Annotated in this window: 19 protein-coding genes and 1 riboswitch; of the genes, 7 read left to right on the top strand and 12 right to left on the bottom strand. The window is 70.0% G+C overall.

Annotation, left to right across the window (positions count from 1 at the left end; all coding sequences use genetic code 11):
- The first annotated feature begins 31 nt into the window (after positions 1-31).
- A complete protein-coding gene (locus tag Pmi06nite_RS30970) occupies positions 32-802 on the top strand; it encodes a phytanoyl-CoA dioxygenase family protein (protein ID WP_203956691.1) in 771 nt (256 codons plus the stop codon).
- A 22-nt stretch (positions 803-824) separates the two neighbouring features.
- On the opposite strand, the gene Pmi06nite_RS30975 is transcribed toward Pmi06nite_RS30970, so the two are convergent.
- The 4 genes from Pmi06nite_RS30975 to Pmi06nite_RS30990 all read right to left on the bottom strand — a co-directional run bounded on the left by Pmi06nite_RS30975 (position 825) and on the right by Pmi06nite_RS30990 (position 4,418).
- Positions 825-1,211, bottom strand: coding sequence for a VOC family protein (locus Pmi06nite_RS30975; protein ID WP_203956692.1), 387 nt, complete (start codon positions 1,209-1,211; stop codon positions 825-827).
- The gene (locus tag Pmi06nite_RS30980; RefSeq protein ID WP_203956693.1) at positions 1,201-1,755 is read right to left on the bottom strand and encodes a DUF6817 domain-containing protein; all 555 of its coding nucleotides are present in this window, start codon (positions 1,753-1,755) and stop codon (positions 1,201-1,203) included. Before Pmi06nite_RS30980 ends, Pmi06nite_RS30975 begins: the two co-directional genes overlap by 11 nt.
- Before the next feature lie 130 nt (positions 1,756-1,885).
- Entirely contained in the window at positions 1,886-2,986 is a 1,101-nt protein-coding gene (locus tag Pmi06nite_RS30985) for a L,D-transpeptidase (protein WP_239114318.1), read from the bottom strand.
- A 262-nt stretch (positions 2,987-3,248) separates the two neighbouring features.
- Positions 3,249-4,418 (bottom strand): cytochrome P450, encoded by a 1,170-nt coding sequence (locus Pmi06nite_RS30990; RefSeq protein WP_203956694.1) that lies wholly within the window; start codon positions 4,416-4,418, stop codon positions 3,249-3,251.
- 177 nt (positions 4,419-4,595) lie between these two features.
- On the opposite strand from Pmi06nite_RS30990, the gene Pmi06nite_RS30995 reads away from it, so the two are divergent.
- Positions 4,596-4,958, top strand: coding sequence for an ArsR/SmtB family transcription factor (locus Pmi06nite_RS30995; protein ID WP_239114319.1), 363 nt, complete (start codon positions 4,596-4,598; stop codon positions 4,956-4,958).
- Positions 4,955-5,401 (top strand): SRPBCC family protein, encoded by a 447-nt coding sequence (locus tag Pmi06nite_RS31000; protein ID WP_203956695.1) that lies wholly within the window; start codon positions 4,955-4,957, stop codon positions 5,399-5,401. Before Pmi06nite_RS30995 ends, Pmi06nite_RS31000 begins: the two co-directional genes overlap by 4 nt.
- 58 nt (positions 5,402-5,459) lie before the next feature.
- Here Pmi06nite_RS31000 and recD2 read toward each other — a convergent pair whose 3' ends face one another.
- Together recD2 and Pmi06nite_RS31010 are read right to left on the bottom strand one after the other, a co-directional pair.
- Positions 5,460-7,721, bottom strand: coding sequence for an SF1B family DNA helicase RecD2 (gene recD2, locus Pmi06nite_RS31005; RefSeq protein ID WP_203956696.1), 2,262 nt, complete (start codon positions 7,719-7,721; stop codon positions 5,460-5,462).
- An 84-nt stretch (positions 7,722-7,805) separates the two neighbouring features.
- Positions 7,806-8,657: a helix-turn-helix domain-containing protein gene (locus Pmi06nite_RS31010; protein WP_203956697.1), complete on the bottom strand. Its 852-nt coding sequence runs from the start codon at positions 8,655-8,657 to the stop codon at positions 7,806-7,808.
- Positions 8,658-8,786: 129 nt separating this feature from the next.
- Between Pmi06nite_RS31010 and Pmi06nite_RS31015 the strand changes: the two genes are divergently transcribed.
- Entirely contained in the window at positions 8,787-10,139 is a 1,353-nt protein-coding gene (locus Pmi06nite_RS31015) for a serine hydrolase domain-containing protein (protein ID WP_203956698.1), read from the top strand.
- A 6-nt stretch (positions 10,140-10,145) separates the two neighbouring features.
- On the opposite strand, the gene Pmi06nite_RS31020 is transcribed toward Pmi06nite_RS31015, so the two are convergent.
- The 4 genes from Pmi06nite_RS31020 to Pmi06nite_RS31035 form a co-directional block, all read right to left on the bottom strand.
- On the bottom strand, positions 10,146-10,790 hold the full coding sequence (locus Pmi06nite_RS31020; RefSeq protein WP_203956699.1) for a response regulator: 645 nt from the start codon (positions 10,788-10,790) through the stop codon (positions 10,146-10,148).
- Complete coding sequence (locus tag Pmi06nite_RS31025; RefSeq protein WP_239114320.1) at positions 10,781-11,929, bottom strand: sensor histidine kinase; 1,149 nt, start codon at positions 11,927-11,929, stop codon at positions 10,781-10,783. Before Pmi06nite_RS31025 ends, Pmi06nite_RS31020 begins: the two co-directional genes overlap by 10 nt.
- Positions 11,930-11,939: 10 nt before the next feature.
- Positions 11,940-12,545, bottom strand: a complete 606-nt coding sequence (locus Pmi06nite_RS31030) for an ABC transporter permease (protein ID WP_203956700.1) — start codon at positions 12,543-12,545, stop codon at positions 11,940-11,942.
- A gap of 177 nt (positions 12,546-12,722) precedes the next feature.
- Positions 12,723-13,637, bottom strand: a complete 915-nt coding sequence (locus Pmi06nite_RS31035; protein WP_203956701.1) for an ABC transporter ATP-binding protein — start codon at positions 13,635-13,637, stop codon at positions 12,723-12,725.
- A gap of 325 nt (positions 13,638-13,962) precedes the next feature.
- Positions 13,963-14,099: riboswitch (cyclic di-AMP (ydaO/yuaA leader) on the top strand.
- Positions 14,100-14,113: 14 nt separating this feature from the next.
- Here Pmi06nite_RS31035 and Pmi06nite_RS31040 point away from each other — a divergent pair.
- Both Pmi06nite_RS31040 and Pmi06nite_RS31045 read left to right on the top strand, forming a co-directional pair.
- Positions 14,114-14,788, top strand: a complete 675-nt coding sequence (locus Pmi06nite_RS31040) for a CHAP domain-containing protein (protein WP_203956702.1) — start codon at positions 14,114-14,116, stop codon at positions 14,786-14,788.
- Positions 14,789-14,910: 122 nt separating this feature from the next.
- On the top strand, positions 14,911-15,288 hold the full coding sequence (locus tag Pmi06nite_RS31045) for an ArsR/SmtB family transcription factor (protein ID WP_203956703.1): 378 nt from the start codon (positions 14,911-14,913) through the stop codon (positions 15,286-15,288).
- On the opposite strand, the gene Pmi06nite_RS31050 is transcribed toward Pmi06nite_RS31045, so the two are convergent.
- Entirely contained in the window at positions 15,285-16,040 is a 756-nt protein-coding gene (locus Pmi06nite_RS31050) for an SRPBCC family protein (RefSeq protein ID WP_203956704.1), read from the bottom strand. The genes Pmi06nite_RS31045 and Pmi06nite_RS31050 overlap by 4 nt on opposite strands.
- Before the next feature lie 149 nt (positions 16,041-16,189).
- Positions 16,190-17,206 (bottom strand): ArsR/SmtB family transcription factor, encoded by a 1,017-nt coding sequence (locus tag Pmi06nite_RS31055; protein ID WP_239114321.1) that lies wholly within the window; start codon positions 17,204-17,206, stop codon positions 16,190-16,192.
- Between the two features lie 48 nt (positions 17,207-17,254).
- Between Pmi06nite_RS31055 and Pmi06nite_RS31060 the strand changes: the two genes are divergently transcribed.
- Positions 17,255-18,163, top strand: coding sequence for an oxidoreductase (locus tag Pmi06nite_RS31060; protein WP_203956705.1), 909 nt, complete (start codon positions 17,255-17,257; stop codon positions 18,161-18,163).
- The last annotated feature ends 130 nt before the right edge of the window (positions 18,164-18,293 follow it).

Raw genomic sequence — 18,293 nt, forward strand, 5'->3', positions numbered from 1 at the left:
GTGCGGGTGCCGGATCGTTAGCGTTCAGGGCATGAGCACGGTGGATGGCCGGACGGCCGACGTGGACGTCGAGCGGTTCGTGGCGGACGGATTCCTCAAGATCGAAGAGGCTTTCCCGCGTGCGGTGGGCGACCGTATCCGGGAGTCGCTCTGGGAGCAGATCGGGCTGTCGCCGGACAGGCCGTCGGAGTGGGTCAAGCCGGTCATCTGGGCTACCGACCAGACGGGACAGGGCCCGTTCGGGGAGGCGATCCGCAGCCCGAAGATCGCCGCCGCGCTGGATCAGATCGCGGGCAAGGACGGCTGGATCCCGCGCGGCTCCGTCGGCATGGCGCCGATCCGCTTCCCGCACCCGGAGGACGCCGGGGACACCGGCTGGCACATCGACCAGAACGATCCCGGTCCGGACGGCGCCTGGGGGATCGTCTCGCCCAGACCGCGCACCATGCTCGTGCTGCTGCTCTACTCCGAGGTCACCGAGCAGGACGCCCCCACTCGGATCCGCGTGGGCTCCCATCTCGACACGGCCCGCGCCCTGGAGCCGTACGGTGAGCGCGGGCTGCCGTTCCACGAGTCGGGCCCCGTCATGGATGCGGCCGGCGCGGACCGTCCGCTGGCCCTGGCCACCGGTCTGCCCGGCGACGCCTACCTGTGCCACCCGTTCCTGGTCCACGCCGCCCAGCCGCACCACGGGACGCGGCCGAGGTTCATGTCGCAGATCCCGTTCTTCCTGTCCGAGCCTCTGCGGGCCGGCGAGTCCACACCCCTGTCCCGGGCGGTACGGCTCGGCCTCGCAGGCTGACCCGCCGGAGATCCCCCGGCGTTCAACCCGATGAGTAGACGCTGATCTCGATCAGGTTGCCATCGGGATCGCGCAGGTACACGCTGTCCATCGGGCCGATCGCGCCCGTACGCCCGACCGGTCCTTCCTCGATCGGCACACCGTGCGCGGTCAGCTCGGTGATCACCTGCTCCAGCGAGTCTGTCGTGATCAAGCACAGATCGGCGCTGCCCGGGATCGGGTGCGTTGCCTTGGGTTCGAACTCCTGACCCGCCTGGTGCAAGTTGATCTTCGACTGGCCGAAGACCAGCGCCCGGCGGCCACCTCCGAAGGTGACCGGGGTCATTCCCAGTATCCGGGTGTAGAAGTCGACCGTGGCCTCCAGATCGGCGACGGTCAGCACCAGGTGATCGAGCCGGTCAATCCGCATCGCCCACCTCCTTCCCGGCCAGGATCGTCTGGCAGTCTGTCCAGGCCGCCGCCGACAACAGCGGCCGGGCGCGGGTGAACAGCGTCAGCAGATCAGATCCGTACTTCACGGCGAAGTCAGGGTCGTGGTCGGCCAGATCGAGCTCGTTGGCCGCGGTCAGCTCGGCGAACCAGGCCAGCTCGGCCGCCGCGATCGGCGCGGTCCGGCCGGTGAACCGGTCGCGGAATTCGACTGGGTCGGCGACCCCCAACTGGGGGTAGACGTGCGCACGATCGCAGGCGCCGTAGCGGTAGACCAGCTCTTCGGCCTCCGACCCGATGACCTCCTCGAGCAGGCCCCGCTCGGCGAGGCCGAGCAGGCCGGTCGGGAAGCCGTCGGTTCCGTAGAAGGCGTGGCACAGTCCGGCTGCCCGCAGTGCGGGGGCGGCCTTCCAGCGGGCCAGGCGGTCACGCACCCGAATCAGATGATCCAGCAACATGCCACCGGGGTGGGGGACGGTCTCCGCGCCTAGCCGGCGTAGGAGCCGTATCGCATCGCCATGCATACCTGGCATTGTCCCAAGAGCCTCGGCACGGAAGGCGGATCGCCACCCCCCGCCGAAGTTGGACCCCCTGCCGAGGGCAGTGAAAAGGGCCCTCCGGTGAACACCCGAGGGCCCTGATGCCGAGGCGCCGCTACTTGAGCGCGCTGCCCTTCTCCCACTCCTTGAACGACATCTGCCAGAAGCCCCAGCCGTTCCACGACTCCAGGATGCGGGTGGTGCCGGTGACCTTGACGACGTCGCCGCGGTGGAAGTTGTCGTAGAACCACTTCGCCTGCGCCGGGCTGGCGTTCACGCAGCCATGGCTGACGTTGGCGTAGCCCTGCGAGCCGACCGACCACGGTGCGCTGTGGACGTACTCGCCGCTGTTGGAGATGCGGACGGCGTAGTTGACGATCTCCTTGTAGTAGCCGGGATCGCCCTCCTTCTTACCCGGCGAGATCATCGTGACCGGGTTCGCGCGCTCCATCGTGAGGTGGATGCCGCTGGTCGTCGTGTACTCGCGCGTGTCACCCTTGCCGGCGCTGATCTTCATCGTCTGGACGGTCTTGCCGTCCTTCTTGACGTACATCATGTGCGTCTTCACGTTGACGGTGCTGATCAACGCCGCGCCGATGTTGATGGTCGCGCTGGAGTTCTTGACGCCGTACATGTCCTTGCCGCCGCGCACGCCCGCGAGGTTCGCGGTGAACTTCACCTGCTGGTGGGCGGGCCAGTACTTGGCGGGGCGGTAGATCACCTGCTTGGCGCTCATCCAGCGCCACGCGCCGTCGACCGGCTTCTGGGCCTTGACCTTCAGGGCCTTCTCGACGGACGCCTTGTCGGTCACCGCCTGGTTGAAGGTCACCATGATCGGCATTCCGACGCCCACCGACTCACCCTTGACACCCGGGGTGATGTCGGCGATGGCCAAAGGAAACTTAGGCTTCAGGGTGCTGAACTGGCTGGTCGCCTCGGCGGGGCCACCCTCACCGCTGGCCTTGGCCGACACGGTGTACTTGCTCGACGGCTTCAACGGGCCCTTCGACGTCCACTTGGTGCGAGTGGAGTCGAACTCCCCCTCGACCGGCACGCCGCCGGCCTGGACGACGACCTCTTCAAGCGAACCGTTGTCGGCCGTCACGACCACGGGCTTGTCCGGGCGCACCTTCGAGGTGCCCTTGACCGGACTGATCTTGATGGAAGGTACCGGCTTCGCGGGCGTGGACTCACCGGAGTCGCCCCCCGGCGACACGGTGGATCCCGATCCCGACCCACTGGAACATGCTGCCAATGCCGTGACCATGGCCACGGCGACCCCGGCGATGGGCAACTTAGACCGGGTGTGAGTACTCGTCACAACTTCTCCCCCATGGGCGCAAAGTGCACACAAGACCTTATTAGGGGTAGCCGTCGATATGTGCAATTTCTGGGCCGGTTAGGTCACAGTTTGGTCGCCGAACGTTCACACCTATCTCGATCACCGGTAAAGTCCGCGTCAAACCTGATCATGGACGTCAGTCAGCTGTTTTCCGAGGCTCGTCCGCCCGCAGATCAAGACGTGCGGGAACCCGCAGATTGGGTGACGGCTCGTAGTGGATCTCCGGGTTGACGAGGACCCAGGAGGCCGCTGCTTCGACCACTCCCGCCGCGAGGGCGATCGCGGTCACATCGCCGGGACACGATCTGATTCCGGCGCCGAATCCGAAATGCGGACAACCGGCAGGTCCGCCCTCCGTCTCCTCGCCCGACCCCCGACGATCGACATCGGTTCTTCGTGGATCGAACCGGTCGGGGTCGAACCGGTGAGGGTCGCGGAAGGCGTCGGGATCGCGGTTGGCGGACGCGAGGTCGACGACGACCACGGTGCCTGCGGGAATGAGCGCTCCACCCACGATCGTGTCCGCCGCGGCCACCCGGCGCGTCAGCCGTACGGGAGGGTCGTGGCGGAGGGTCTCCGTGAGGATCGCCTCGGCCGGCCACTTCGCGACCACGGCGTGCGGCAGTCGCGTCAGCAGATTGAGAGCGTTGCCGATCAGGCCCGCCGTCGCGTCGCATGCCTGGATCAGCAGCGCCGCCACGGCGGCCAGCCGTTCCGGCTCCGGGTGTCCGAGCAGGTCCGCCAGCACACCCACCGCCAGGTCGGCCTGTTCGTCCCGCGCGTCGGCCTCGGGGGCGGGCCGCGCCGAAACGGGCCGCGGGTGGTAGGCGGCGGCCATCGCGGTGACGGCGCCGACGGCCTCCTCCCGGCGCTCCGGGCCGATGCCCAGGTGCGTGGCGAGAACACCGACCGGTACGCGGCGGGCGAGCCGTGCCATCACGTCCACGACGACCGCCTCGGACCGCCCGGACGAGAACGGCCCATCCAGGAGCGGCCCACACGGGGACGGCCCGTACGGGGGCGGCGCAGGCGAGGACGGCCCGGCGGAAGACAACTCCGCGGATGCCAGGTCGAAAGCGTCCGCGCGCAGTTGGGCGGGGCTGATCGGGGACAGCAGTCCGATCGCGTGTGACCTGCGCCGGGCGTGCTCGTCCCCGTTGCTGAACCTGCTCACCGCCCCCCGGAGCCAGGCGATGCCATGTGTGCCGTCCGTCACGGGCGCGACCGCGGGCACCTCGAAGCGTGAATCGGACAACACGGCTCGAACGTCGGCGTGCCGGCTGATCACAGGAGGTTCGTGTGTCATGCCCGGAACGCTAAGCGCGTGACGTTTCGGCACGAGGCGAAGCATGCGCTGCTTCTCGCCCGTGGAGCGTGCGCTGCTTCCCGCCCGTGGACGGCACGCCCTCCCCCCGCGGACCGATTCAAGAATGCTTAAGCGACTACTTGACTATCGAGCCCTCCACCGCGAATAGTTAAGTACGTGCCTAAGTATGAGTTGGACCGGGTCTTCCAGGCGCTGGCGGACACGACCCGCCGGAGCATGGTCGAGCGGCTGGTCCGCGGGCCGGCCTCGGTGAGCGATCTGGCCAGGCCACTGGACATGTCCCTGCCGGCGGTCATGCAGCACCTGCAGGTCCTCGAAGCATGCGGCCTGGTCAGGTCCGGCAAGACCGGCCGCGTCCGCACGTGCCACATCGAGCCGGAGGTGTTGCGGGCCGCCGAGGAGTGGATCACGCGGCAGCGCACGTCCTGGGAGCGGAGTCTCGACCGGCTCGGCGACTACCTGACCGAAGATCCCCAGGCCACAGCAGACCAGGAACCGGAGAACAGGAGCACATCATGAGCGACCGTTCCGTCACCCACACCACGTTCACCCTCGAACGCGTCTACAAGGCGTCACCGGCCCGCGTCTTCGCCGCATGGGCCGACCCCGACGCGAAGGCCCGCTGGTTCGCCGGACCTGCCGCCGAGCACGAGATCGACTTCCGCATCGGCGGCAGAGAGGTCGTCCGCGGACGTGCCGAGGACGGCGCGGCGCTGACGTTCGAGTCCGTCTACCACGACATCATCCCCGACCAGCGGATCGTCTCCGCCTCCGTCCTCAAGTCCGGCGACACCATGGCCACGGTGTCCGTCACGGCCGTGGAGCTCACCCCGGACGGTGAGGGCACCCGGCTGCTGCTCACCGAGCAGGGCACGTTCCTCGACGGGCACGAGCAGCCCTCCTGGCGGCAGCAGGGCACGCTCGACCAGCTCACCGCGCTGGAGGCGGAACTCCGGCGTTAGAGCCGGTCTCGAGGGTGCGCAGGGCGAGAAGGGCGAGCCGCGGCGCCCGGGCCGGTCGTCAGGGTCGCGCCGGAGAGTCGAGGCGATGCGTCAGGCCGGTGTGCCGGCGGCCCGCCCCCTTCGTCCGTACGGCCTGCGCGAGCGCGCGCCGGGACCCCACGATGACCACGAGCTTCTTGGCCCGGGTGATGGCGGTGTAGAGCAGGTTGCGCTGCAGCATCATCCAGGCGCTCGTCGCGAGCGGGATGACGACGGCCGGATACTCGCTCCCCTGGGACCGGTGGATGCTGACCGCGTACGCGTGGGCGAGCTCGTCGAGTTCGTCGAAGGAGTAGTCGACGTTCTCGTCCTCGTCGGTGAGGACGGTCAGCTTGCTCTCCTCCGGAGACATGCCGGTGACCACGCCGACCGTGCCGTTGAACACCCCGGCGGCGCCCTTGTCGTAGTTGTTGCGCAGCTGCGTGACCTTGTCGCCCACGCGGAAGACCCGCCCGCCGTAACGGCGCTCGGGCATGCCCTCCCGCGACGGTGTCAGCGCCTCCTGCAGGGCGATGTTGAGCGCTCCCGCGCCGGCGGCCCCGCGGTGCATCGGAGCGAGCACCTGGACGTCGCGCCGCGGGTTGAGGCCGAACTTCGCCGGAATGCGCCGCGCCACCACGTCGACCGTCAGGGAGGCGATCTCCTCCGGCTCCTCGCAGGGGAAGAGGAAGAAGTCCGGGAAGTCCCTGACCAGGGGGGACTGGCCGGTGTTGACCCGGTGGGCGTTGACGACGACCCCGGACTCCTGTGCCTGGCGGAAGATCTGCGTCAGCCGTACACGGGGGATCTCCGGAGCGGCCAGCAGGTCACGCAGCACCTCGCCCGCGCCGACCGAGGGAAGCTGGTCGACGTCGCCGACGAACAGCAGGTGCGCACCGGGAGCCACGGCCTTGGCCAGCTTGTTGGCGAGCAGCAGGTCGAGCATGGACGCCTCGTCGACGACGACCAGGTCGGCGTCGAGCGGGTTGTCGCGGTCGAACGTGGCGTCGCCACCCGGGCGGAGCTGCAGCAACCGGTGGACGGTGGTGGCCTCGTGGCCGGTCAGCTCGGACAGGCGTTTGGCGGCGCGCCCGGTGGGCGCCGCCAAGATGACCTTGGCCCTCTTGGCCTTGGCCAGTGTGACGACCGAGCGGACGGTGAAGCTCTTGCCGCAGCCCGGACCGCCGGTGAGGACGGCCACCTTCTCGGTCAGGGCCAGCCGTACGGCCTGGGCCTGCTCGGGGGCGAGGTCGGAACCTGTCCTGCCTCGCAGCCAGTCGAGGGCGGCGGGCCAGTCGACGTCGGCGAACGCCTTCAGCCGGTCGTGGCCGGAGGCCAGGAGCCCGCGCAGCGTTCCCGCCAGCGAGAGCTCGGCTCGGTGGAAGGGCACCAGGTAGACGGCGGGCACGGAGCCTTCCCCGACCGGCACCTCCTCGCGGACCACGCCCTCCTCGGCGACGAGTTCGTCGAGGCAGGTGGCGGTGAGGTCGGGCGCCACCTCGAGGATCTTCACCGCGTCCGCCACGAGGTTGGGCGCGGGGAGGTAGCAGTGGCCGTCGTCGGCGGCCTGCGACAGGGTGTAGCGCAGGCCGGCCTTCACCCGCTCGGGGCTGTCGTGCGGGATGCCCACCGCCTGGGCGATGGTGTCGGCGGTCTTGAAGCCGATGCCCCACACGTCGTCGGCGAGCCGGTAGGGCTCCTTGCGGACCACGTCGATGGACTCGTCGCCGTACTGCTTGAAGATCCGCACCGCGATCGAGGTGGAGACGCCGACGCCCTGCAGGAAGATCATCACTTCCTTGATGATCTTCTGCTCCTCCCAGGCGGCGCCGATCATCTTCGTCCGCTTCGGGCCGAGCCCCGGCACCTCGACGAGCCGGCCCGGTTCCTCCTCGATCACGCGCAGGGTGTCGGTGCCGAAATGATCCACGATGCGCTCGGCCATCTTGGGGCCGATGCCCTTGATCAGCCCGGAGCCGAGGTAACGCTGGATTCCCTGGATCGTGGCCGGCAGGACCGTGGTGTAGGACCACACCTCGAACTGCCTGCCGTACCGGGGGTGGGAGCCCCACCGGCCGGTCAGCCGCAGCGACTCGCCGACCTGCGCCCCGAGGAGTGGTCCGACGACGGTCAGCAACTCGTTGCCGCCGCGGTCGGTGGCGACCCGCGCGATCGTGTAGCCCGTCTCCTCGTTGGCGTAGGTGATCCGTTCAAGGACCGCCTCGAGGACCGCGCCCGGCGGCCTGCCTCCCTCGGAGCCCGTGCCGGACCCGTCGGAGGAGCCGCCAGGAGGATTGGTCATGCACGGCATTCTTCCGCAGCGGCCGAGGGCGTGTGCTCACTCGCCGGCGGCATCGACCCGACGATGAAGCCCCGCCGAGGCCTCCTACGCCTCTGCCGCGAGCATGGACGCGCCATCTGACGGGACCGCCAGTGTGGCGAGGAGGTGGAGGCGCTGCTCGGAGTCGGAGCCGGGGTCGGCGTGGTAGGTGATCAGCATCTGGCCCGCGCCGGACAGGGCGAGCTTCTCATAGCGCAGGTCGAGCGGGCCGACCTGCGGGTGCAGCAGCCGGGTCAGGCCGCTGGTCTTGTGCCGGACGTCGTGACGAGCCCACAGGGCGCGGAAGCGCTCGCTGCCCAGGCTCAGCTCCCCGATGAGGTCGACCAGGCGCGGGTCGTCGACGCCCGCCCCGATCACCGACCGCAGATACGGCACGACCTTGGCGGTCATCTCGTCCCAGTCGCGGTAGAAGACGCGCATCTCCGGCTCGAGGAAGGCCGCCCGGAGGGTGTTGGAGCCGGGCGCGTAGTGAGGTGACAGCGCCATGGCCAGCGGGTTGGCGGCCAGGACGTCCCCACTGCGGCCGTGGACGTAGGCCGGCGTCGTCGTCCAGTTGCCGATCAGGTTCCGCACGCTGTCGCTGACGCGCTCGGGCGGTGCGGGCCGGCGCCGTTTCTGCGGCACCGGATGGGCGAGGCCGTGCAGGTAGGCCGACGCCTCGGTGTCGAGCCGCAACGCCTTCGCGATGCAGTCGAGGACCTGGTCGGACGGGTGCTGGTCACGGCCCTGCTCCAGCCGCAGGTAGTACTCGGCGCTGATCCCGGCCAGCAGCGCGACCTCCTCGCGCCGCAGCCCGGGGACCCGGCGCCGATCCCCCTCAGGAAGGCCGACCTCACCGGGACGGACCAGCTCGCGCCTGGCCCGTAGATATTCACCGAGTGTGCTGGTCACAGCCATGACGCCGATGCTATCCGGCCGGTGCGGGCGGTTCCTGTCCCTGCCGGCACCAGGATCGGCGGGAACCCGGTGGCCCGGCGCCGGCAGGGCGTTAGCCTGGACCGATCACAATACGGGAGGGTCGCGAAGATGGTTCTGGAGGGTACGGCTCGCGCGTTGCTGCGGAGGCTGGCGGTCGAACAGGCGGAATCACGCATTCCGTCGATAGTGGCGGCGCTGGTCCGGGACGGCCAGGTCGCGTGGTTCGGCGGACGCGGACGGGTCGGCGGGGAGCAGCCCGGCGAGAACACGCAGTACCGCATCGGATCGATCACCAAGAGCATGGTCGCGGTCCTGATCATGCGGCTCCGCGAGGAGGGACAACTCGACCTGCTCGATCCCCTGGACAAGCACCTGCCGGGAACGCCGGTCGGCGACGTGACGATCGCCCAGTTGCTCTCCCACACGGCCGGGCTCACCGCCGAGTCGCCGGGAGAGTGGTGGGAACGCACCCCGGGAGTCCCCGCGGCCGAGCTCATCGGCTCGCTCGGATCGGAGTCGGCCAGGCACCGGCCCGGCCGCCGCTACCACTACTCGAACGTCGGCTTCGCCCTGCTCGGCGAGATCGTCGCGCGCAGGCGCTCGGCCCCGTGGGAGGAGGTCCTGCGGGAGGAGGTCCTGGAACCGCTCGGCATGCGTGAGACCACTCCGCGTCCGCGGGCGCCGCACGCGACCGGTTTCGCCGTCCACCCCTGGGCCGACGTGCTGCTCCCCGAGCCGGAGAACGACCACGGGGCGATGGCGCCGGCCGGGCAGCTCTGGTCGACGGCGTCCGATCTCGCCCGCTGGGCGGCGTTCGTCGGCGGCGACACCGGCGGCGTGCTGCGGCCGGAGACCGTCGCGGAGATGCGCGAGCCCGCCGCCGTCGAGGACGGAGACGTCTGGACGCGGGGGTACGGCCTCGGCCTCCAGCTGAGCCGGTACACCGGCCCGGCCGGTTCTCGCAGGCTCGCCGGGCACACCGGCTCCATGCCGGGCTTCCTGGCCACCGTCTGGGCGGACCCGGCGGACGGCACCGGCGTGCTGTTCCTGGCGAACACCACTTCGGGGATGCGCGCCTCCCTGCTCACCGATCTGCTCGACATCCTGACCCAGCACGAGCCGCCGTTGCCGGCCGAATGGTCACCGGCTCCCGCCGACGACGACCTCCTGGCGTTGACCGGGCCGTGGTACTGGGGTCCGACGGCATACGTCTGCCGGGTGCTGCCCGGGCGGGGGCTGTCGCTCACCCCGGTGAACGCCCAGGGCCGGGCGTCCCGTTTCGCCGCCCAGGCCGACGGCACGTGGCTCGGGCTCGACGGCTACTACGCGGGCGAGACGCTCCAGGTCGTCAGGACCGTCGGCGGTGTGCACCTGGACCTCAACACGTTCGTCTTCACGCGGGAGCCGTACGACGCGGCCGTCCCGGTGCCGGGAGGTGTCGACCCCCAGGGCTGGCGCTGACGGGCCTCAGCCGTCCAGGTAGCGCAGGATGGCGAGCACCCTGCGGCTGTAGCCGGGGTCGCGTGGCAGGTCGAACTTGTCCATGATGGCGTTGACGTGTTTTTCGACGGTGCTGAGCGACACGTGCAGGCGTTCGGCGATCGCCGCGTTGACGTAGCCCTGCGCGAGGTGCCTCAGCACCTCCGCCTCGCGCGGGCTCAGCCTGCTCAGCGGGTCGGCGTGGGTGGTGCGGGCGAGCAGTTGGCGGACGACCTCCGGGTCGAAGACCGTCCCGCCCGCGCGCACCCGCGTGAGGGAGTCCAGGAAGTCGGCCACTTCGGAGACCCGGTCCTTGAGCAGGTAACCCAGGCCCCCGGTGGCGTCGGCCAGGAGCGTGGCCGCGTACGTCTTCTCCACGTACTGCGACAACACGAGCACGCCGACGTCCGGGTGGCGTTCGCGGATCTCCAGTGCCGCCCGCAACCCCTCGTCGGTGTGGGTCGGCGGCATGCGCACGTCTATGACTGCCACGTCGGGCCGGTGCAGTTCGACGGCGTCGAGAAGGGCCGGGGCATCGCCGACGGCGGCGACGACCTCGTGCCCGGCGTCGGTGAGCAGCCGGATCAGGCCCTCACGGAGCAGCACCGAGTCGTCGGCGAGGATCAACCGCATGGCGCGTCCTTCGGCAGTGTCGCTGCGATCTCGGTGGGGCCGCCTTCCGGACTGTCGACGGTGAGGACTCCGTCGAGCGCCAGGACGCGCCGGGCCAGCCCGGACAGCCCTCCGCCGGAGGGGTCGGCTCCGCCCCGGCCGTCGTCGGAGATCGCCACGGTCACCTTCTCCTCGTCCTCGGTCAGCACGACCAGGATGTCTCCCGCCCCCGCGTGCTTGATCGCGTTGGTGATCGCTTCCCTGGCGATGAAGTACAGGGCCGTCTCCACCTCGGACACGGGCCGCCCGGCCAGCCCGTAGTGGACGGTCACCGGCACGCTCGACCGTTCGGCGACGCCCGCGAGCGCCGCGCGCAGGCCCAGTTCGTCCAGTGCTGTCGGGTAGATCCGCCAGGCCACGCTCCGCAGCTCGTCGAGGAGCCCTCGCGACTCGGCGTAGGCCTGGGCGACCAGCTCGCCGGTTCTGGCCGGGTCGGCGCTGTGCCGGGCACGCCCGAGCAGCATGGCCAGGGCCACCCCCCGTTGCTGGACGCCGTCATGCAGGTCACGCTCGATCCTGCGGCGCTCGTCGTCCACGGCCCGGACGATGCCCGAGCGGGTCGCGGTCAGCTCGGCGATGCGCCTGCGCATCAACTCCTGCCTGCCCGGTCCGAGCAGATGGTCGGCCAGCCGCCGTTCCGCGGCGGCCACGGCGACGGCCCCGAGCACGATCAGGACCAGCAGCAAGGCGGCGGTGGTCAGCACGAGGATCGCACTGTTGGTGATCACCTTCACGCCGGGGAGGTTGACCGGCACGGCCTCGGGTTCGCCCCAGAGCAGGTCCCACGACCCGCCGAACAGGAGCAGGCCGCTGAGGAACAGACCGGCGGCGCATCCGTACCCCGCAAGCACCCCCAGAGCGGCGCGGGCGCCGAGGAAGCCGTATCCGCCGCCTGCCGAGATCGTGTCGTGGTCCAGCCACGTGGACAGCCGAGCCCGTTCGAGTGCCAGCAGCCGGGCCAGGCCCCGGTCGGCGGCGGGCCGCGTGGCCGGGATCAGGGAAGCCGGCCAGGCCACGCACAGGAAGAGCAGCTCGACGACCCCCAGGGCCATGCCCGCGATCACTCCGACCAGGGTGCGCGCGACGCGGGTGCCTGACACGGTCCGAAGTCTAGGCATCACGCCGGCGCAGCACGGCATAGCCGGCCGCCACGGCCGCCGCCGTCCACGCCAGGAGCCAGGCCAGTCCTTCTCCCGCCGAGTAGGGGATCAGGCCGGCGGTCAGGTCGTCGGTGCCGCCCATAAAGGCCAGACCGGCGAACAACGGCATGCGCAGGGACACCTCCACGCCGACCTGGCTCCCCGTCATCAGCAACATCAGCGGCAGCCCCATCAGCACCATGAACACCACGGTCAGGGTGCCCGCCGCGCTGCGCACCGCGGTGCCCACGCCGAGCGTGGTCACCGACACCAGGGCGAGGAAGACCCCCACCCTCAGCAGGTCGACCGCCACCTCTGCGGGCGGCAGTGTCACGTAGCCGCCGAACAGGTCGGTGGACAGCGCCGCGTAGACGACCGCTGCGGCCACTCCCCCGGACAGCACTCCGGCGGCGAACATCACGGGCGCCACCACGAGCGCCTTCGCGGCGATCACCCGGCCGCGGATCGGTGTGGCCTGCAACGTGCTCCGGATGCCGCCCGACGCGTATTCCGAGGTGATCACCAGCATGGCCAGGGCCACCAGTGTGAACTGGACGAACAAGGTGGCCGTGATCACCGGGGGTCTGCGCGCCTCTGCCGTGCAGCATGTCTGTGGCCGTGGATCCGCCGAGCGTCAGGGCGCTCACCACCATGAGCACCGCTGCGCCGGCCAGGCACCACCAGGTGGAGCGGACCGACCACAACTTCGACCATTCGGCGCCCACTGCCTGGCCCAACTCTCCGGTCCGCATGTTCACACGCCCGCCTTCCGCGCGCCGTACTCCACGCTGCTCGCGGTCAGCTCCTGGTAGGCCTGCTCCAGCGAGGCCTCGCGGGTCCGAAGCTCGTGCAGCCGGATGCCCGCCTCGTACGCCAGGTCACCGATGTGCTCGATCGCGGCGCCGGTGGCGACGATCTCGTTCTCGCCGGGCCGTTCCACCCTCATCCCGGCGGCGCTCAGCCGTACGGACAGGTCGCCCGCGTGCGGGGTGCGCACGACCACGGCGGTCAGGGAACTGCGCGCGATGACCTCTGTCAGCGGCGCGTCCATGATGAGCCGTCCTCTGCCGATCACGACCAGGTGGTCGGCGGTGAGCTGCATCTCGCTCATCAGGTGGCTGGAGACGAACACCGTGCGGCCCTCGTCGGCCAGTGATCGCATCAGGTGGCGCACCCAGCGCACGCCGTCGGGGTCGAGGCCGTTGACGGGTTCGTCGAACATCAGCACCTCGGGGTCGCCCAGCAGCGCGGCCGCGATGCCGAGCCGCTGGCTCATGCCCAGCGACAGCGCACCGGCCCGCTTGCGCGCCGCATCCGTCAGCCCGACCGTCTCCAGGACCTCCGCCACGCGGCGGCGCGCGATGCCGTTGCCGCGTGCCAGCGCCACCAGATGCGCGTGCCCGCTGCGCCCGGGATGCAGCGCACGGGCGTCCAGGAGCGCGCCGACCGTCCGCAGCGGGTTCCTGATCCGGTGGTACGGCACGCCGTTGATCAGTGCCGTGCCCGCGGTGGGGCGGTCGAGCCCGAGGATCAGGCGCATCGTCGTCGATTTGCCCGCGCCGTTCGGCCCGAGGAATCCGGTGACGGTGCCAGGCCGGACCTCCAGCGACAGGTCGTCGACGACCGTCCGGTCACCGTAGCGTTTGCACAATCCGTTGAGAGTGATCATGTCGGTCGACGCTAGGCAGCCGGTGGTGTGGCCACCATGGTGGCGAACCTCCCACTTCGATGGCGGAAAACCGTAAACCCCGCTGACCTGCAGGGGGTCGCGCGGCTTCTTTACCCCGTTCCTGTTTCCCCGCAGCAGTAGGCGGAGGATCCGTCACGCCCGATCATCCGAGTGTTTACCGAAACGCTGACAGGTAAAATCTGACTTGTCCTTACTTGACCGGTATGGATGCGTCTATTACCTTTTAGGTAACTCAGGGCATACCTGTCCGTTTCAATCAAAGGCAGATGTGCCCTCTCGGATGGCGGTTCCTTCCGTCAAGAAGGACCGTCCACCGCTGAGTCCGCGCCAGCGCGGAGCCGGGGACCCACCTCTCCTGGGGTGAATCGGCACACATCGTGCCGTAGGGCGCCTTCCAGCCCGAACCCGTCAGCTAACCCGGTAGGCGGCCTGGAAGCAAGGGAGTAGACCCCAGCATGCGAGCCCTGAAGACCTGCATCAACGCTGCCCTGATAACCGGCGCTCTCGCTACGGCGGTGGCCGCCGGACCGGTGGCGGCAGCGGCTCACGCCCAGAGCTCCGACCACATCGTGGCCGGCAGCGACAACACGACGCCCCTGGCCAAGGAGGCGGCGGGGCTGCCCAAGGTCAGCCCGTCTCAACTGCTGAAGCTGGCCGAGAGCCAGGTCGGCGTGCGGGAGAACTCTCTCGGCGGCGGCACCAAGTTCCAGGCCTGGTACATGTCCTCGCCGCGCGCCAGGGAGACCGTGGCCCGCGACGGCGGGAGCACGGCCGACTACGCCAACGCCGCCTGGTGCGACATGTTCGTCTCCTGGGTGGGCAACCAGCTCGGCATCCGTCCCGTCCTGGGATGGGACGCCTACACCGTCGCGCACGCCCGCTGGTTCGCGCAGAACCACCGATGGGGCACCACCCCCAAGCCGGGCGCCGTGGTGTTCTTCAGCTGGAGCGGCAGCAAGAGCATCGACGCCATCGACCACGTGGGCTTCGTCATCAAGGACAACGGTGACGGCACCATCAAGACGGTCGAGGGCAACACCGGCAACGGCGTGGTGGAGATCCGCACCCGGCCCACCTCGTCCGTGACCGGATACGGCTACCCGTACTACACGGCGAGCGACAGCGCCTGATCAGAGCTCGAACGACAGCGCGCCCGGAACGTCTCCGGGCGCGCTGTCGTTTTATGATCTTCTGGGCCGGACGGCAAGTTTCGAAGTTGATTTATATAAGCCGCAGCTGAGACGCTGCGTGCATGCACGCGTTCGACGTTCTCGGAGACCCGGTCAGGCGCCGGATCCTGGAACTGCTCGCCGACGGCGAGCGCTCGGCCGGTGAGATCGGCACGATCGTCCAAGGCGAGTTCGGAATCTCCCAGCCGGGGGTGTCGCAACACCTGCGGGTGTTGCGGGAGAGCGGCTTCGCCACCGTGCGGGCCGCCGGCACACGACGCCTCTACGCCGTCGACCCCGCGCCCTTGCGCGAGGTCGACATCTGGCTGGAGCACTTCCGCCGGTTCTGGACCCAGCGCCTCGACGCGCTCGGCACCGAGGTCGCCCGAGGCCGGAGGGCCCGCCGTACGGCAGGCGAGGCGGACCCCCTCCCGGATGGGACACCCGGCTCGGACGGCTAGGCGAACAGCCCGTCCAGCCAGGACCGCCAGGTCTGCTCGACCTGATCAGGGTCCGCGTCCGCCGAGTAGATGTGATGCCCGAGGACCACGACGTCGCCGCGCTGCGGCCCGGAGTGGACGAAGCGGTAGAGCCCGTCGGGGGTGCGCACGCCGATGAAGGTGGGCAGGCCGGCGTAGTCGACGACCCCTTCGACGGGAGGGGCGCCCTCGATCTCCAGGTGCACGCGGTCGCCCACGGCGATCTCTCCGGCCAGGCCGAGCTCCGACTTGATCAGAGCCCACGCCCTGTCGCGATCGGCCGCCTGCGGCTTGACGACCGTGACCACGGCTCCATGCCGGCCGGGGAAGTGCGCGAGGTACTGGTCCAGGCTGTGCAGGTAGATGTTCCAGCCCTCGTTCAGCGCGTCGTACTCGGTCTCCCAGTCGCCGCTCAGCACTCCGCTCTGCACCATCCGGAGCACGGTGCTGCCGCCTGCTCGCCCCTCGATGAGGTACTCGAAGGCCATGAAGGCCCCGTCGGCCCCGGCTGAACTCTGGTGCGCGAGCCGTTTGCGCGGTTCCCACGCGGTCACCCTGGACTCGTCGGTGTGCCCGGCCACGGTCATCCGGATCGTGCCGCCGACACCCGGCTCGATCTCGTTGCGGCCCATGAACCACGCGTCGACCCCCGGGCCGGTGGAGATGGCCTCCCACACCTGTTCGGGTGTCGCGTCCAGCTCGACTTCCTTGCGCAGTTCGAACTCGTGGGCCATCGGGGCTCCCCCTCTTCGTCATGGTCGACCGGCGGCCCGGGCCGCGGCCATTCTCGAACGTGTCGAAGCCTGCCACCGAACATTTTTATTGTCAAGGTGATGAAAAATGTCGGGCTGCCCTCCTCCGGAGGCTCCTGATCTTTCGGGGCTCACCGTCTGTCCGGGGAGGCGGCGAGGAGGGACACGGCGGCGAAGGTGCGGGCGTACAACACAGAACGGCCGGCCCGGTGGGCGCTGACCAGGCCCGCGTCGCGCAGCGCCGTGAGGTACTGGGACACCCCTGCCGGGGACAGGCCGGTGCGCCGGGCGAGTTCGGCGGTGGAGGCCGGGGTGTCCAGTTCGGCCAGCAGCTGGGTCCGCGAGCGGCCGAGGACGGCGGCGAGGGCGTCGAGCCCGGTGGTCGGCTGGGGTTCCCAGAGCGAGCCGATGCCGCGTGCCGGGTAGGCGAGTTGCGGCGGGTCCGGTGGCGTGACCCGGGTGAGCAGTCCCGGCCCGGTGAAGGCCGAGGGAATGAGCAGCAGTCCGGGGCCGGCCGTCTCGCGGGACAGGGCCCGCTGCCGGCGGATCAGCCGCAGTGTGTCGTCATCCCAGCTCACCGAGGCGTGCAGCTCGTTGAAGAGGTGGGCCGCGCCGTGCTCGGCGACCTGTCTGGCCCGGTGGAAGACGTCGGCGTCGAGCACGGTCCGGATCCGCGCCCAATAGGGGGCGAGCGCCAGCTCCCAATAGGTCTCGATCTCTTCCGCGACTCGCGCCATGCGGTCCTGCGGCTCGGCGTAGAGGGTCCGCAGCCGGGGGCCCAGATCTCCCCCGTGGCGTGACAGGCGATCGAGGTCGTTGCGTACCTGGCCGCCGGGAGCGGCCAGGAGGCGGGTCAACTCCGCCGCCAGGGTGGGGGCCGGTCCGGTGGGAGCCGGGTTGAGGAAGTCGGGAACATAACCCGAGAGCGGGATCAGCTCGGCGAGCCACCCCCGGAACAGCCCAGCGGCCGCCACCCGTGGCCGGACCTGCTCGATCCAGGGGCGGTGCACGGCATGCGCCGCGCCGGAGCTCAGCAGCTTGAAGCTGGTCCCGACCTCCCACATCGGCGAGACGGCGAACCGCATCTGCGCCAGGTCGCTCGCCGAGAACGCCAGCTCCGCCAGCTCGGCCACCTCCACGATTAACACATGTCTGAATCAATGGCGGCCACCCTACCGTGTAGGGATCATTCCGGCATGACCTCACAGACCATCACCGCGGCGGCATCGGGCACCTGGAAGCTCGGCGACATGGAGATCAACCGGATCGGCTTCGGCGCGATGCGTCTGCCGCAGACCGGCGAAGCGCTCGTCGCCGGCGCCACACCCCGCGACCGCGACCAGGCCATCAGCGTGCTGCGCCGAGCGGTCGAACTCGGGGTGAACCACATCGACACCGCCGCGTTCTACTTCTCTGCGCTGCGGTCGGCCAACGAGCTGATCAACCGGGCGCTCGCCCCCTACCCCGACGACCTCGTCATCGCCACCAAAGTCGGGCCCGGCCGCGACCTCTCCGGTGAGTGGCTGCCCCACGCCGGTCCCGAGCGACTGCGCGGTCAGGTCGAGGAGAACCTGCGCCAGCTCGGCCGTGACCACCTCGACGTGGTCAACCTGCGCATCGTCGGAACCGGCTCGATCGCCGAGCGTTTCGGCGCGCTGGCCGAACTGCGCGACGCCGGGCTCATCCGCCATCTCGGCATCTCCAACGTCACCCCCGGACATCTCGCCGAGGCCCAGTCCATCGCCCCGGTGGCATGCGTGCAGAACATGTACGGCATCGGGGTGCGGCCCGACCAGGACGAGTTCGTACGCGCCTGCGGTGAACAGGGAATCGCGTTCGTCCCGTTCTACGCGATCGCCGGCGCCGGGCGTACGGCGGGCACCACCGGCGCCGGCGACGAGGAGGTCCTGGCCGTCGCGCGGGCCCACGGGGTGAGCACGGCGCAGGTCCGACTGGCGTGGACGCTGCACCGCGGGCCGCACGTGCTGGCCATTCCCGGCACCGGCGACCCGGACCACCTGGCCGCCAACGTGGCCGCCGGCGCGTTGCGTCTGTCCGAGGACGAGCTGGCCCTCCTGGACTCCCTCCATCGGCGCCCTCGCTGACTGTTAGGTCGCTATCGACGGGCCCGGGCAGCAGTACTGAACGTCGTCATGAGTGGTCCCTGCAGAGAGACGCATTTTCACCGGTGATCCCCCATCCGCGGGAGATCTGGATAGTGTGGACCGCCCCACA

Source organism: Planotetraspora mira, from assembly GCF_016863275.1.
In the GTDB taxonomy this organism is placed as follows: domain Bacteria; phylum Actinomycetota; class Actinomycetes; order Streptosporangiales; family Streptosporangiaceae; genus Planotetraspora; species Planotetraspora mira.

Excerpts from the sequence above, each read along its gene's own strand:
- recD2 (WP_203956696.1), bottom strand. The coding sequence starts at position 7,721 with ATGACCAATCCTCCTGGCGGCTCCTCCGACGGGTCCGGCACGGGCTCC.
- Pmi06nite_RS31040 (WP_203956702.1), top strand. The coding sequence starts at position 14,114 with ATGCGAGCCCTGAAGACCTGCATCAACGCTGCCCTGATAACCGGCGCT.
- Pmi06nite_RS30990 (WP_203956694.1), bottom strand. The coding sequence starts at position 4,418 with ATGACACACGAACCTCCTGTGATCAGCCGGCACGCCGACGTTCGAGCC.
- Pmi06nite_RS30980 (WP_203956693.1), bottom strand. The coding sequence starts at position 1,755 with ATGCATGGCGATGCGATACGGCTCCTACGCCGGCTAGGCGCGGAGACC.
- Pmi06nite_RS31060 (WP_203956705.1), top strand. The coding sequence starts at position 17,255 with ATGACCTCACAGACCATCACCGCGGCGGCATCGGGCACCTGGAAGCTC.
- Pmi06nite_RS31020 (WP_203956699.1), bottom strand. The coding sequence starts at position 10,790 with ATGCGGTTGATCCTCGCCGACGACTCGGTGCTGCTCCGTGAGGGCCTG.
- Pmi06nite_RS31035 (WP_203956701.1), bottom strand. The coding sequence starts at position 13,637 with ATGATCACTCTCAACGGATTGTGCAAACGCTACGGTGACCGGACGGTC.
- Pmi06nite_RS31010 (WP_203956697.1), bottom strand. The coding sequence starts at position 8,657 with ATGGCTGTGACCAGCACACTCGGTGAATATCTACGGGCCAGGCGCGAG.
- Pmi06nite_RS30975 (WP_203956692.1), bottom strand. The coding sequence starts at position 1,211 with ATGCGGATTGACCGGCTCGATCACCTGGTGCTGACCGTCGCCGATCTG.
- Pmi06nite_RS31000 (WP_203956695.1), top strand. The coding sequence starts at position 4,955 with ATGAGCGACCGTTCCGTCACCCACACCACGTTCACCCTCGAACGCGTC.
- Pmi06nite_RS31045 (WP_203956703.1), top strand. The coding sequence starts at position 14,911 with ATGCACGCGTTCGACGTTCTCGGAGACCCGGTCAGGCGCCGGATCCTG.
- Pmi06nite_RS31015 (WP_203956698.1), top strand. The coding sequence starts at position 8,787 with ATGGTTCTGGAGGGTACGGCTCGCGCGTTGCTGCGGAGGCTGGCGGTC.
- Pmi06nite_RS30970 (WP_203956691.1), top strand. The coding sequence starts at position 32 with ATGAGCACGGTGGATGGCCGGACGGCCGACGTGGACGTCGAGCGGTTC.
- Pmi06nite_RS31050 (WP_203956704.1), bottom strand. The coding sequence starts at position 16,040 with ATGGCCCACGAGTTCGAACTGCGCAAGGAAGTCGAGCTGGACGCGACA.